A 13612-nucleotide genomic window follows, 5' to 3' on the forward strand; every position below is an offset into this window, starting at 1 on the left:
ATATCAATCGACGCGCACGACTGTGACCTGCGCGAGCTGTGCACCGTTCGCCCGGAACGGCTCGGCGCGGCGTTCGATAGCCGCCCATTGATCGAGCGCCGACGAGCATGCATAGCCGAACTTCTCGCGCACGCGCTCGGAAGCGGCGGCCAGCGCATCACGCGTACGATCGAGAAAAACGTCGAGCGGATAGTCGCCCGGACGCAGATACTCCCGCACAATCGACGAGGGGGAATAGCAGCGCTCTTCCTCGCCGTCCGGCCAGCGCACCACGAAATGCGTGACAGGCATATCGTTCTCCTGATGAATTCAGTTTGCCGTTACGTAGAGCGCACGCGTGGCCCGCCGATCCGCAGGCACGATGAACGCTTGCTCGTCGAGCCGCCAGGCCGTGCGCGTCTGCCCTCGCCAGCTCAAATCGATGGTCGGCTCCGCGTGAATCTCGCCGATTTCATCGCACACAATGCCCCGGCCTTCGAAGCGTGCGCGCACCGCATCCACGTGATGCGGCGCGACGCTCAACAGATAGCCGAAGCTCGGGAAGACCTGCATCCAGCGCAACAGGTCGACGTCGGCGGGACGCGGCACGCGTTCGAGATCGATGCGCGCGCCCACCTGCGAGCACTCCGCAAGCATCATCGCCGTGCCCGCGATGCCGGCCATGCTGATGTCCTTCGCGGCCTCGCACAGCCCTTCCCCGGCGATCTCGGACAGCAGCGCGAGATCGCCGCGAATGCGCGCAGCGGGCGCTTCGGTGGCGGCGTTCCAGTACGGATAAGGTTCGACGAACGCGCCGCGCAGATCGACGGCCATCATCAGCCGCTCGCCCGGGCGCGCGGCGAAGCTGGACAGGAGCCGTTTGGCGCGGCCCAGGATGGCCACCGCGAGTTGCGTACGCTCGCTGCGCGCGTTGCTATGGCCGCCGACAATCGGCACGCCCAGTTGCCGCGCTGCTGCCGCCATGCCTTCCAGCACCGGCGCGGCGGGCGCGAGGCCATTGCTCCAGATCACGTCGACGACCGCCAGCGGGCGGCCGCCCATCGCGCACACATCGCTCACGTTCACGAGCACCGAGCAATACCCGGCAAACCAGGGCATCGCTTCGATCAGATCGCCCACCATGCCTTCGGCGGCGAACAGCAACCAGCCATCGCCATCGGGCAAGGCGGCACAATCGTCGCCTGCGCCCATGACCGCCGCGGCGTCGCTGCGCGTGGCGTCGTCACCGCAAAGCGCTGCGAGCACAGGCGCGATATCGGTCTTGTGCGCCACGCCGCGGCTTGCACGCACACTCGCCACGATTTCATCGAGCGTCATGCGGCCCTCCGCTGGTCGACCACGAAGCCCTCGTACGGCGTCGCGCAGGGCGGGTAATGTTCGAGATCCGCCTGCATCAGATGATGCGCCCGCCCGAACACCATCGTCTCTTCGAGCGTGCTCCAATGAAGCCGCTGAAACAGCGGCGCATTCTGTGCCTGCACGTGAGCGAGAAACACCTCGCAGCCAAGCGCGTGCGCGCTGCTCACCGCGAGCCGGATCAACATCGCACCGATGCCGCCATGTCGCCGGTACGCTGCGCTCACGGCAAGGCGTGAGCCGTACCAGGCGTTGCCGCGATCGTCTGCGTCACGGCGGTGAATGCGCACGGTGCCCACCACGTTCGCCGCGCAGACCGCGACGAGCAATTGCGCATGGGTGTCGATGGCGTCGCGGTCGTTGTGCTCGAAAATGCCCTGCTCGTCGCAGAAGACCTTGCGCCGCAACGCCAGCGCGCCGTCGATTTCCCACGCTTCGCGTGCCCAGCGCACCACGATGTCCTGCGTATCGCCCGTATTCATGCCGCCACCTTTTCGAACGCCTGCAAGGACGAACACGCACCGCATTTGCCGCAACCGGCCTTGATATCGGTCGCACGCAGACCGGCTTCGCGCACCATCGCGCCAAGCGGCGCGAGGATCGAGCGCATGAGTTCGGGCGTGGGCGGCGCGTGATCTTCGAGCGGCGTGCCGGAAATCGGCACGAACGGCACGACGAAGGGATACACGCCGATTGCCACGAGCTGGCGCGCAGTCTCCAGAATGCGTTGTGGCGGGTCGCCCAGGCCCGCGAGAATATACGTGCTCACCTGGCCGCGTCCAAACACCCGCACCGCCGCTTCGAACGCCTGCATATAGCGGCTCACTGGCACCGTCGCCTTGCCAGGCATCAACTGCGCGCGTTCGGCCTCGCCCAGCACTTCCAGGTGCATCCCCAGCGTATCCACGCCCGCCTCGCGCATGCGGGCGAACCAGGCGTCGTCGTCGGGCGGCTCGCATTGCGCCTGGATCGGCAGGTCGACCGCGCGGCGGATCGCACGGGCGCTTTCGCTCAACACCGCCGCGCCGCGATCGGGCGTGGGCGGCGTGCCGGTCGTCAGCACCATGTGCCTGACGTGGTCGAGCAGCACGGCCGCACGCGCGACTTCGGCCAGTTGCTCGGGCGTCTTGTGCGCAACCGTACGCCCCGCGGCGAGCGATTGCCCGATCGCGCAGAATTTGCAGGCTTTCTTGCGGCTCTCGTAGCGGATGCAGGTTTGCAGGACCGTGGTGGCGAGCACGTCGGTGCCGTGCAGCGTGGCGATGTGCGAGTACGGCACGCCATCGAGCGTTTGCAGCTTGTAAAAGCGTGGCGTCTTCGCGAAGGCAATCTGCGCGATCGGAATGCTGCCGCGCGTGAGCACGCTCACGCCCTGCGCATCGGGCTCGTTGGCGACGAACGCGGATTGATGCGCGCCGTGCGTATGCACCGGCACCATCAGCGTGACGCCGTCGATCACGACGGCCTTGTGGTCGGACGGCCCCGCGCCGCCCCGGCGGGAAAGCCCGTCCGCTTGCGGCGCGGCGAGCCGCAGGCCGCTCGACTGAAGCTCAGTCAAAAGCTGTAGCTTCGATTCCGGCAGATTGACGCTGGCATTCATCGTTCACACTCCATGACGGGACGGCGCCCGCCTGGTCGAAGGAAAATACGGGCGCGGCAGGCCGCTCGTTGATGGCGAGACTCAGCAATTCGGGCCGCGCATAATGCCCCACCGAATCCATCATGCGTTTGCGCTTGGTGATCAGCGCCATGTCGAGATCGGCGATCACCATGCCCTCGCCTTCGCGCAACGGCGCGGCCAGATGCTGGCCTTCGGGCGAGACGATGGCCGTGTTGCAGCCGCCGCGCAGCGCCTTTTGCAACTTCGGGTCGCTGGTGATGGATTCGATCTGCGCGTCGCTGAGCCACCCCGTTGCGTTCACAACGAAACAGCCCGATTCGAGCGCGTGATGACGGATCGTCACTTCGATCTGCTCGGCGAAGATCGGCCCGACCAGCGAGCCGGGAAACTGGCTGCAATGGATCTCTTCGTGCTGGGTCATCAACGCATAGCGGGCCAGCGGGTTGTAGTGCTCCCAGCACGCCAGCGCACCCACGCGGCCCACCGCCGTCTGCACGACCTTGAGACCGGCGGCGTCGCCCTGCCCCCAGATCATGCGTTCGTGAAAGGTGGGCGTGATCTTGCGGCGCTTGAGCCTGAGCTGGCCGTCGGCGTCGAAAATCAGTTGCGTGTTGTAGAGGCTGCCGTGATCGCGCTCGTTGACGCCAAGCACGATCACCATGCCGTATTCGCGCGCAAGCGCGGCCACCGTCCCGGTCACGGGGCCCGGTATCGTCACCGCTTCCTCGTAGAGGCGCAGATGCGCCGCGCCCGACTGCACGGGCGGCAGTACGAACGAAAAATACGGGTAGTACGGCAGAAAGGTTTCGGGGAACACCACAAGCTGCACGCCTTCGCGCGCGGCGGCGACGATCGAATCGCCCACGCGCGCGAGCGTGCCCATGCCCGATTCGAGATCGGGCGCGATCTGCACCGCCGCCGCCCGCACGATGCGTCTCGCCGATGAAGTGGATGACGTGGACATGGCGCTCGCGCTCAGACGGTCCAGGTATCGATCACGAGCGCATTCGACTTGCGATGCAGCAGCTTGAGATCGAGCACGTCGAGCGGATTGATCGCCCGCACGCCCTCGATCAGCGCCGCTTCGGTCTGCCCGTAAAGCGCCTGCAGCGCGAAGCGGCAGGCGTAGACCTTGCCGCCTTCGGCCATGAATTTCATCAACTGGTTATTGAAGTTCAGATGCCCCGGAAAGGCTTCCGCGCCCAGCGTCGGAAAACCGCGCTGGACGCCCAGCATCACGCCCGGGCCGTAGAGCAGGATCGAGGTCTCGAAGCCCTTGCGCTGCAAACGCGTGGCCTGAAGCATATTGACGAAGCCAATGGAACCTTCGAACGCAACCGTATGGAACGTGACGAGGGCTTTCTCGCCGGGTTCCGCCTTGATGTCCTCGAACACCTTCTCTTCGTAATCGACGAGGAAGTCGCCGGTCTTGTGGGCAGGCATGGTGATAGCGGGCATTGCGTGACTCCGTGGAGGAATTGAGGACCGTGTCCGACCGGTGGCCGGCAAACTCCTTTTTGCAACGCTCATGCCATCAAATGGCACGCCGCATGCGATCAAGTTCCGATCAATCCGGCGTGGCTGGAATGATCCATGCAATGATTTTTTCTGTGACGCCCGTCGCGCCGTGCGCAAAGGCACGCGAGCGACATAGCGGGCTTGCGCGCGCGCCCTGCCGTGGGGCAAGGTGTAGCCGATGCAGTGCACGCATGCATCAAAGCGGATCATTCAATGCGATATGGCGCGATCAATTGATTTATTTTTCGCGCACATCCTCATTAGAATGAATGAGCAAATTTCAACGCGCCTCCTCCTGTTCCCGCGTAGTCTCACGCGCACGCACCCGTCAAATTCCATGTCGAACGTCACCGCGCATTGGCTCAAACGGCTTTCGGAAAGCGACAAGCCGGTCTATCAGACCATCCCCGATCTCATCGAAGAGGACGTGGCGAGCGGACGTCTACGGCCGCGCGACCGCCTGCCCGCGCTGCGCGATCTTTCGGAAGCCCTCAGGATCAACTACACCACGCTGGCGCGCGGCTATGCCGAAGCGCGCAAACGCGGCCTGATCGATTCGCGCGCGGGCAGCGGCTCGTATGTGCGCGGGCGACCGCCCGCGCTGCCGCTCAGCGCGGGCACGGCGCTGGAAATGACCATGAACATGCCGCCCGAACCTCCGGAGATGACCGAACTGCTCGCGCAATCGGCGGGGCGCATCATCGGCACGGCCGACGCGTGGTCGCTGCTGCGCTATCAGGACTTTGGCGGCTCGCAATTCGAGCGCGGCGTGGCCAGCCAGTGGCTGCGCCATACGGTGCCGTCGCATCGCGCCGATGCCGTGCTGGTCTGCCCCGGCATTCACAACGCGCTGGTAGCGCTGCTGCTGCGTCTGGTGAAACCTGGCACGGTTATTTGTGTGGACTGCCTGGCATATCCGGGGCTCAAGGTGATCGCCAACCAGCTAGGCATGCCGCTCGCGCCGCTGCCGCGCGACGACGAAGGGCTCGACGCCAATGCTTTCGAGGCGCTGTGCAGGACGCGCAAGCCGGGCGTGCTCTACTGCAACCCCACGCTGCAAAACCCCACCACGCGCACGCTTTCGCAGAACCGCCGCGAGCATATCGCCGATATCGCCTTGCGCTACGACGTACCGATCATCGAGGACGACGCCTACGGCATGCTGTGCGAAACGCCGCCCGTCGCGCTCGCCACGCTCGCGCCGGAGTTGACCTACTACGTGACCGGCATGTCGAAGTGCTTCGGCGCGGGATTGCGTGTGGCCTATGTGGTCGCGCCCAGCGCCCGCCATGCCGAACGGTTGTCAGGGTCGTTGCGCGCCACCACGGTGATGGCGAGCCCATATATGTCGTATCTGGCGGCGCGCTGGATCGAAAGCGGTTTTGCGCAACAGATGCTGGAAGCCATTCGCGCCGAATGCGCGGTGCGCCAGCATATTGCCGCGCAAGTCTTCGCCGGTCGTGAAATCGAGGCCTCGCAGGATTGCTTCCACCTCTGGCTGACGGTGCCCACGGAAACGGGCTGGAGCGCTTCCGAACTGGCGTCGCATCTGCGCACCAAGCAGATTGGCGTGGTGTCGGGCGCGGCGTTCAGCACCGACGGCAATCCGCCCAACGCCGTGCGGATCTGTCTGGGCGGCCCGGGCGATGTGCTGGCGATGGAAGACTCGCTGCATCTGGTGGCCGATATGCTCGATCATCCCGATCATCTGCACTCGCCGATGTTGTAACGCGGCCTATGACGGCAACACCACAAGCTGGTATCGCGCAAACCCGTGCAACCCACATGCTGGCTCACCGCTTCAAGTGCAATAGGCCGGCTCTCCAGCAAGCGCTTGTCGACCTCGATGCGCAAGCTCTGCAACGAGGCCAACGGCGCGAGGCCCACGGCCTCCTTGAAACGCCGATCCTCAAATGGCCTTTAAATCGTGCCAAAACGAATAGTTTGATTAACGCGCCCACTTTCGCGCAACTTGCCTAATCCCCACGCTGTCAGTAAAATACTGTATAAATATACAGCCCCTGCTTCGTCATGACATCAGGCAGACAGCCGACGTGAGCACCCCACCGTCTCGTCGCATCGCGCATGTCGACATGGACGCTTTCTACGCTTCCGTAGAACTGCTCCGCTACCCTGAATTGCGCGGCAAACCCGTCGTCATCGGCGGGGGCCGCAATGCCGCGCCGGAACTGCTGGCCGACGGCACGCGCCGCTTCGCAAAGTTGCGCGACTACGCCGGGCGCGGCGTCGTGACCACATCCACCTACGAAGCGCGTGCGTTCGGCGTGTTTTCCGCGATGGGCATGATGAAAGCCGCCCAACTCGCGCCGGACGCCATTCTTTTACCGACCGATTTCGATTCGTATCGGCGTTACTCGCGCCTCTTCAAGGACGCGGTCCACACCTTTACCGATCAGATCGAAGATCGCGGCATCGACGAAATCTACGTCGATCTCACTCACGTCGAAGGCGAATCGCGCGAGCTGGGCCAGCGCATCAAGGATGCGGTGCGCGAAGCAACCGGCCTCACCTGCTCGATTGCGATTGCGCCCAACAAGCTGCTTGCCAAGATCGGTTCAGAACTGGACAAACCCGACGGGCTCACGATTCTTTCGATGGACGATCTCGAATCGCGTATCTGGCCGCTGGCCGCGAAAAAGGTCAATGGCATTGGCCCGCGTGCAAGCGACCGGCTGGCGAGCATCGGCATCGGTACGATCGGCGATCTGGCCGCAGCGGACCCGGGGCTGTTGCAGGAGCATTTCGGGCGCACCTACGCGGCGTGGCTGGCCAGCGTCGCGCGCGGGCTCGATGAGCGTGAAGTGGTGGTGTCGTCGGAGCCGAAATCGATGAGCCGCGAAACCACCTTCGAGCGCGATATGCACGTCACCCGCGACCGCGCCACGCTGACGCCGGCGCTCACGCGTCTGTGCGAACGCGTCACCGAAGACCTGCAACGCAAGGGTTATCGCGGCCGCACGGTGGGCCTGAAAATCAAGTTCGCGGACTTCAAGATCGTCACGCGCGATCTGTCGCTGCCAGAGCCGGTAGCGGATGCAGCTTCCATACGGCGCGCGGTGGGAGAGTGTTTGAAGCGGGTGACGCTGGACCGGCGTATTCGCCTTATCGGGGTGCGCATCGGTTCTCTCGAACCTGCCACGGGCGAGACACCGGCGAAAGTGCCGACGCAATGCGAGTTGCCGTTCGACGGCTAACCGGCATGCGCCAGCACATTGCGATTGAATCGATCGAATCGCCCCAATCGCTTTAATCGCTTTAATCGCTTTAATCGCTTTAATCGCTTTAATCGATTCATTCGAAACTGTTCAGCGCCTTGGCAAATCTCGCGACCGCGCCTTCGATGTCGTGCAGTTTGTCCAGGCCGAAAAGCCCAATGCGGAAGGTCTTGAAGTCTGCCGGTTCATCGCATTGCAGGGGAACGCCGGCCGCGATCTGCAAACCGGCGTCGGCAAACTTCTTGCCGGAGCGAATGCCGTCGTCGTCGGTATAGCTGACCACCACGCCCGGCGCCTGAAAGCCCTCTGCCGCCACGCTCCTGAAGCCCTTTTCGGTCAGCAGCGCACGAATACGCCTGCCAAGTTCGAGTTGCTCCGTGCGCACCTTTTCGAAGCCGTAGGCCTCGGTTTCCTTCATCACGTCGCGCAATATTGCAAGGCTGTCCGTGGGCATCGTGGCGTGATAGGCAAAACCGCCGCCCTCGTAGGTCTCCATGATCTGCAGCCATTTGCGCAGATCGCAGGCGAAGCTGGTGCTCGTGGTCGAATCGATTCGTTCGCGCGCGAGCGGGCTGAACATCACGAGCCCGCAGCACGGCGACGCGCTCCAGCCCTTCTGCGGCGCACTGATCAGGATATCGACGCCAGTGGCTTCCATGTCCACCCAGATCGTGCCGGAGGCGATGCAATCGAGTACGAACATGCCGCCCACCGCGTGCACGGCATCGGCCACCGCACGCAGATACGTGTCGGGCAGCAGCATGCCGGCTGCGGTTTCGACGTGCGGCGCGAACACCAGATCCGGCTTGTTTGCCTTGATGGCCGCGACCACTTCGTCGATGGGCGGCGGCGCCCAGGCGGCCTGCCTGCCCTCTTCGAGTGGACGCGCCTTCAGCACGATCGATTCCGACGGGATGTTGCCCATGTCGAAGATCTGCGTCCAGCGGAAACTGAACCAGCCATTGCGGATGACCAGACACTTTTTGTCGGTCGCAAACTGCCGCGCCACCGCCTCCATGCCGAAGGTCCCGCTGCCCGGCACGATAGCAACGGCCTTCGCGTTATAGACTTTTTTCAGTGAAGCGGACAGGTCGCGCATGACGCCCTGGAACAGCTGCGACATATGATTGATCGAGCGGTCGGTGTAGACCACTGAATATTCGAGGAGCCCCTCGCGATCGACATTGGGGAGTAAACCTGGCACGCTCGCCTCCGATATGGGATGAACATTGTGGGCCGCGGCAGCGAGTGCACCGATACCGCGCCAACCATGCAAATTTGCTTGTTCTGCGCCGACGAAAACCGATTCTATCGAAAGCCGGCCAGGCCGTGGCGATGATGCGATGCAGCAGAACGCAGCGCCATCTGAATCACCCATGCGCGGGCGGTTGCGGATTATTGGCCGGGTTCGTGTCGTAGCGGCTGACGCTTTCGATGCCCACCTCGCCCTCCTCGGCCAGTGCTGAAAGGCGCGCCTGCAGCCAGTCGGCGCAGTCCTTGTCATAGACCTCGCTGCCGTCCACATACACCGTGAAGGACTGCAGATATTTGGCTTTTTTCGTGGGGTTGTCGATCGTATCTTTGGTCCACTGATAAAGCGGATAGTGCTCACGGCCTGCATGCTCCGCTTCAGCCACATAATCGGCGAATGCATCGTACTGGCACTTCAATGTGGCGTTGCCTTCGCGCAGGAGCGCGTCGAGTAGATCGCGCTGCTTGCCTGGAGCGTTCGAACGAAGCAGCTCGGCCAGTTCGGGCGTGACCTTAATCCGGATCTGGAATTGCCAGTTTTCTGCCATGTCTTTCTCCTGAGCGAACCCGCAGCATAGCCTGTTGCAGCGGCAATGGGATGACTCCCGCTCTTGTCGCCTGCCGCGCGAGGACGATAAAATCCTCTCCGCCGAAAATAGAGTGGCAGGTTGGTATCTCCTGCGCCCAGTTGCAAGATTCCTTGCTGGCTTCTTGCTTGCTTCTAGCTTGCTTCTTGCTGGGTTCTTACTACGCCGCGGCGTCAACCTTACTTTGACCAAGTTGAGGGGACGCGCTGTGGACATAACGCCGCGCGCCCCTCGCCATGAGGAGTCTGCACAGATGCGCAGCAACACCACAGAACCGGCCGCCGCAGAGGGAAAGCGCTTCAGCGAGTTGACCTTCGAGCGCGACAGCCTCGCCCGCCTGCTTCGCGAATGCGGCGACGCGCCGATCTTCGAGCACTGCGATTTCAGCGGCGAAGACCTCTCCAGGCTAGACTTCCGGGGCGCGCGATTCACGCGCTGCAGCTTCGCGCAAACCATCCTCGAACATTGCGATCTATCGAGAAGCCGCTGGCTGGCATGCAAAGGCTCCGCAGCCCGCTTGCGCTACGCCAATGCGAGCGACGCGCGCTTTTGCCAGAGCGACCTGAACAATTGCGACTGGACCGGCGCAAAACTCGCATCGGCGACATTTACTGGCGTGAAACTCACTGGCGCGCGCTTTGTCGATGCCCGCACGCTAGGGCTGGTCTTTCACGATTCGCTGCTGGTCGGGGCCGATCTGCGGGGACTCTCGTTTCGCAAACAGACGCTCGAAGGATTGAATTTCTCCGATGCCGATCTGTCCAACTGCGACTTCCGCGATGCGGTTTTCGAAGGCGGCAGCCTGCGAAACGCCCTCCTGCGCAACAGCCGCTTTGACGGCGCGGACCTGCGCTCGGTAGACCTGAGCGGTTTGCGCCTGACCGACGTGCTGCAGCATCTCAAAGGCACGATAATGTCCGTCGATCAGGCGGTCGCGCTGGTTGGCGACTGCGGCGTGCGGGTGATGTGATCCGCCAGGCTCCGCGCTGATTTGCACTTACTCGGCGCGCAGCGTCAGAGTATGCACCGTCGGGCCCGGCAGAAAGGGCGTGGCAGCGCCATGCACCCACGCTTCATGCCCCGCGATGAAGTAAGGCGACATGGGATGGCCCGACTGCCCGCCCGGCATCTCGAAGATGCCCTCCTTTTCACGTCCTGGCGACACCACGAAACGCTCCGATGCGCCAAACGCCGGTAACTGCACGCGCGGCATATTGATGTCGCCGGGCAGCGGATCGGGCGGTGCGCTGAGCCAGCCGCGCACCCAGGGTAGCCACGTTGGCAGCATGCGCGCGAATGGATGTGCGATAGTCGAGCGGTTGTGCTCGCCCCAACGCGCTTGCGCGAGACTCGTGCCCTTCGGCAACTGGGCGATCGAGTGATCGATGCGGTCGAGCATGAAGGCGCGCCAGTCCGCAAAACCAGCGGGTATCCACGCATGATGACTGGCGAGTATTTCCATCGTCGCGCCGTTGCGGGTGTTGGCCGCGCGATAGCTGAGTTCGGGCGCGACCGCGCCGAGATCCTTGTCGAGCGCGCCGAACCATGCTTCGTACAGCGAAAAATAGCACGCTCGCACCAAGCGGTAGCCCACGGCGTCAACATCCGCATGCCCGTTCCAGCCCTCGACCAGCCGCCGGAATTCCGCACGCTCCGGATGCCCGTCCAGCGCGCGTGCGTCCAGCGCTTCGAGTACAACCCGTCGCCAGTATTCGATCCAGACGGCGCGGTCGTCGGTCTGCACCGCCAGCAAGTCGCGTTCGCTGGCGCGCGACAGTGCCAGCAGGTCGTTGCGGATCTGCGTGGCGCGCGCGCCCAGGTCGGTGCCCGCATCGCCAATCCGCACCGCTTCGCTCAGAGGCAAGGTGCGATTGTTCGCGGTCCAGAGACGGCCGATGGCAGGATTCAGAAGCACCGGATAGGCGTCGACGGACAGATAGCCTTGCCACCCTGCATAGGTATCCGAACTAAATGGCAATCCATCGAATGCTGCGGCGCTCGCGTTCGGATCGACAAAGTGTGGCAGCGGCCCGGCCAGCGTCCAGCCGATATGAGCTTGCGCGTCGGCCACCGTGAAGTTCTGCGTCGGCAGCCCGAAGGTTGGGGCGGCGTGGATGGCGTCGGCCACGTTCTTGAGGCCTTCGAGATTCACCAGATTCAGATTGACCGCCTGCGGGTCCTGCGCGACCCAATGCAGCGCATACGCGTGCTTGCCGACCACGAGTTGCGGTCCCCAGCGCGTTTGCGTAACCGGCAAATCGACGCTCACGCCGCCTTTTACATCGAGGCGCTCGTGGATCACCTGTGCGGTCTCCCACGCGCCGCCAGGTACATGGTAGCGCTGCGGCCTGGCGGGATCGCGCTGCAATTCGATCAGATCGACGAAGCGGCCGTAGCTGTTCGTGAACGCCCACGCGATATGGCCGTTGCTGCCCGCCACCACGAGCGGCGCACCCGGCAGGCTCACGCCCGTGATGCGCCGCGTGCCCCCATCGGGCGCGGGATACACCAGCGAGATCCTGTACCAGATGTTCGGCAATGACAGGCCCAGGTGCATGTCGCTCGCGACCAGCGCGCCGCCTTGCGTGCCGTGCGCTCCGTCGACCGCGAAACTGTTGCTGCCGATCATCGAACTCACCGCCCCCGCGTCGACGAAACCCGGCACGCCAGCCAGCAGTGTTGATGCCTGCGACCCAGCGTCGGGTTCAGTTTCCATGGCGGACCGTTCAGCGCGCAGCCACGGCGGCGATGCCGGCACGGCGACGGTTTCAGCGGGGCCGCTTTCACCGCTTGCACCGCTTGCACCATCGAGCGGCGCATCCCAGTGGCTGGTCCGCGGCAGCAGGAACGCGAGCAGATCGGCGGGAACGCGCTCGCGCAACGCCGCTCGCGATAGCTCGCGACTGACCTGCTCGTATTGCAGATCGAAGTACATCGCGTACACCACAAGCAGCGTATCCTCGGCGCGCCAGGGCGCCGGTTGCGTGCGCAGCAACCAGTATTCGAACGGCCGCGCCCGCAGGGACCGAAGGCCATCGTTGACACCCGCCGTGTAGCGTTCGATCAGTTGCCGCTGATCCGCAGGCAATGCGGCCAGCGCGGCCTGCGCGTGCACCCGAAACCGCAAGGGCCGATCACGCCGGTCCAGCGGGAGCGCCGCTGCCCCGATGAGCGCACCCATCTCGCCGGCCGCCACCCGCCGCAGCAGATCCATCTGGAAGAAGCGGTCCTGCGCATGAAGAAAGCCGCTCGCATAGGCAACATCGCCGCGCGTGAGGCCTTCCACCGTCGGCACGCCCAGCGCGTCGCGTTGAATCGTCACCGCTGCGCCAAGCGGCGCGGGCTGTGTGCCGTCCAGCTCAGGCAGGCTGGCACGCAGTATCAGCCAGCCTGCCTGAACGATAGCCATCAGAACGACGATGACGACAACCAGCACGACCTTCGGCCAGGTTCGGCGCCGCTTGCGGAAGCCAGGCCCGACAGGATCTTTGTGAATGGCGCGCGACACGGTTTGGGCCTACTTGGAAGGGTCGATGTTGTGTGGCGGCGCGAAACTTACGCAATCGCGCCCCGCAGACCGGCGTTCGCTCAACGCTTACGGCCGGCTCACTATAGCCGAAAGCGGCGGGCAGCTTAAGCCGTTACCCGCAACGCATTTGCCGCGCCTTGCGTGTTCGACATCGCCATCCGGATCGATGACCAATACGCAAAATCACACGGGACATCCGCTACGGCGCGTTCGACATTCGCAATCCATCAGCGCATAGCGATCAAGCGTGGCAAGTCATGGCATGACACCGCAATGAGATGACTAATTCGCGGCATCGGCCAGCCCGCACCCAAACACACTGGAAAGTAGCGGAGCGCACAATTGACGATTACGCACCACCGCATTTCCGTCACCAGATTATTGCTGAAATTGAATTTATACGTAGATTCGCTTGCCATACAATGCGCCCAACTGTTTTTGTTTCAAACAGTTATCCACGCTTTATAGCCCCGCTCTTGCAGCGGGGCTTTTTTTCATTGTGCGTATTCGTCGC

At 63.6% G+C, this 13612-nt stretch carries 12 protein-coding genes; 3 read left to right on the top strand and 9 right to left on the bottom strand.

Annotated elements, in window-relative coordinates; translation table 11 throughout:
* Positions 1-3: 3 nt before the first annotated feature.
* The 6 genes from F4827_RS19395 to F4827_RS19420 are packed head-to-tail and all read right to left on the bottom strand — an operon-like array spanning position 4 to position 4435.
* On the bottom strand, positions 4-291 hold the full coding sequence (locus tag F4827_RS19395; protein WP_183726050.1) for an MSMEG_0570 family nitrogen starvation response protein: 288 nt from the start codon (positions 289-291) through the stop codon (positions 4-6).
* Between the two features lie 18 nt (positions 292-309).
* Complete coding sequence (locus F4827_RS19400; RefSeq protein WP_183726052.1) at positions 310-1317, bottom strand: sll0787 family AIR synthase-like protein; 1008 nt, start codon at positions 1315-1317, stop codon at positions 310-312.
* The gene (locus F4827_RS19405; RefSeq protein ID WP_260175307.1) at positions 1314-1838 is read right to left on the bottom strand and encodes an MSMEG_0567/Sll0786 family nitrogen starvation N-acetyltransferase; all 525 of its coding nucleotides are present in this window, start codon (positions 1836-1838) and stop codon (positions 1314-1316) included. Before F4827_RS19405 ends, F4827_RS19400 begins: the two co-directional genes overlap by 4 nt.
* Positions 1835-2956: an MSMEG_0568 family radical SAM protein gene (locus tag F4827_RS19410; RefSeq protein WP_183726056.1), complete on the bottom strand. Its 1122-nt coding sequence runs from the start codon at positions 2954-2956 to the stop codon at positions 1835-1837. The genes F4827_RS19405 and F4827_RS19410 overlap by 4 nt, the downstream gene beginning before the upstream one ends.
* Positions 2907-3941 (bottom strand): Nit6803 family nitrilase, encoded by a 1035-nt coding sequence (locus F4827_RS19415; RefSeq protein ID WP_183726058.1) that lies wholly within the window; start codon positions 3939-3941, stop codon positions 2907-2909. Before F4827_RS19415 ends, F4827_RS19410 begins: the two co-directional genes overlap by 50 nt.
* A gap of 11 nt (positions 3942-3952) precedes the next feature.
* Positions 3953-4435 (bottom strand): MSMEG_0572/Sll0783 family nitrogen starvation response protein, encoded by a 483-nt coding sequence (locus F4827_RS19420; RefSeq protein WP_183726061.1) that lies wholly within the window; start codon positions 4433-4435, stop codon positions 3953-3955.
* A gap of 397 nt (positions 4436-4832) precedes the next feature.
* Between F4827_RS19420 and F4827_RS19425 the strand changes: the two genes are divergently transcribed.
* Both F4827_RS19425 and dinB read left to right on the top strand, forming a co-directional pair.
* Entirely contained in the window at positions 4833-6224 is a 1392-nt protein-coding gene (locus tag F4827_RS19425) for a PLP-dependent aminotransferase family protein (RefSeq protein ID WP_183726063.1), read from the top strand.
* A 325-nt stretch (positions 6225-6549) separates the two neighbouring features.
* Entirely contained in the window at positions 6550-7710 is a 1161-nt protein-coding gene (dinB, locus tag F4827_RS19430) for a DNA polymerase IV (RefSeq protein ID WP_183726066.1), read from the top strand.
* A 97-nt stretch (positions 7711-7807) separates the two neighbouring features.
* Here the strand turns inward: dinB and F4827_RS19435 are convergent, their stop codons facing one another.
* The gene (locus tag F4827_RS19435; protein WP_183726068.1) at positions 7808-8935 is read right to left on the bottom strand and encodes an aminotransferase class V-fold PLP-dependent enzyme; all 1128 of its coding nucleotides are present in this window, start codon (positions 8933-8935) and stop codon (positions 7808-7810) included.
* Between the two features lie 166 nt (positions 8936-9101).
* A complete protein-coding gene (locus F4827_RS19440; protein WP_183726070.1) occupies positions 9102-9530 on the bottom strand; it encodes a hypothetical protein in 429 nt (142 codons plus the stop codon).
* A gap of 34 nt (positions 9531-9564) precedes the next feature.
* On the opposite strand from F4827_RS19440, the gene F4827_RS19445 reads away from it, so the two are divergent.
* Positions 9565-10539: a pentapeptide repeat-containing protein gene (locus F4827_RS19445; RefSeq protein ID WP_311673883.1), complete on the top strand. Its 975-nt coding sequence runs from the start codon at positions 9565-9567 to the stop codon at positions 10537-10539.
* Between the two features lie 27 nt (positions 10540-10566).
* Here F4827_RS19445 and F4827_RS19450 read toward each other — a convergent pair whose 3' ends face one another.
* Positions 10567-12978: a penicillin acylase family protein gene (locus F4827_RS19450; RefSeq protein WP_183726331.1), complete on the bottom strand. Its 2412-nt coding sequence runs from the start codon at positions 12976-12978 to the stop codon at positions 10567-10569.
* Positions 12979-13612 lie beyond the last annotated feature (634 nt).

The sequence above is a fragment of the Paraburkholderia bannensis genome (genome assembly GCF_014200455.1).
Classification (GTDB): domain Bacteria; phylum Pseudomonadota; class Gammaproteobacteria; order Burkholderiales; family Burkholderiaceae; genus Paraburkholderia; species Paraburkholderia bannensis_A.

What these genes read in the sequence shown, in the direction of transcription:
- F4827_RS19425 (WP_183726063.1), top strand. Translation starts at nt 4,833, where the DNA reads ATGTCGAACGTCACCGCGCATTGGCTCAAACGGCTTTCGGAAAGCGAC.
- F4827_RS19450 (WP_183726331.1), bottom strand. Translation starts at nt 12,978, where the DNA reads ATGGCTATCGTTCAGGCAGGCTGGCTGATACTGCGTGCCAGCCTGCCT.
- F4827_RS19405 (WP_260175307.1), bottom strand. Translation starts at nt 1,838, where the DNA reads ATGAATACGGGCGATACGCAGGACATCGTGGTGCGCTGGGCACGCGAA.
- F4827_RS19440 (WP_183726070.1), bottom strand. Translation starts at nt 9,530, where the DNA reads ATGGCAGAAAACTGGCAATTCCAGATCCGGATTAAGGTCACGCCCGAA.
- F4827_RS19420 (WP_183726061.1), bottom strand. Translation starts at nt 4,435, where the DNA reads ATGCCCGCTATCACCATGCCTGCCCACAAGACCGGCGACTTCCTCGTC.
- F4827_RS19415 (WP_183726058.1), bottom strand. Translation starts at nt 3,941, where the DNA reads ATGTCCACGTCATCCACTTCATCGGCGAGACGCATCGTGCGGGCGGCG.
- F4827_RS19395 (WP_183726050.1), bottom strand. Translation starts at nt 291, where the DNA reads ATGCCTGTCACGCATTTCGTGGTGCGCTGGCCGGACGGCGAGGAAGAG.
- F4827_RS19400 (WP_183726052.1), bottom strand. Translation starts at nt 1,317, where the DNA reads ATGACGCTCGATGAAATCGTGGCGAGTGTGCGTGCAAGCCGCGGCGTG.
- F4827_RS19410 (WP_183726056.1), bottom strand. Translation starts at nt 2,956, where the DNA reads ATGAATGCCAGCGTCAATCTGCCGGAATCGAAGCTACAGCTTTTGACT.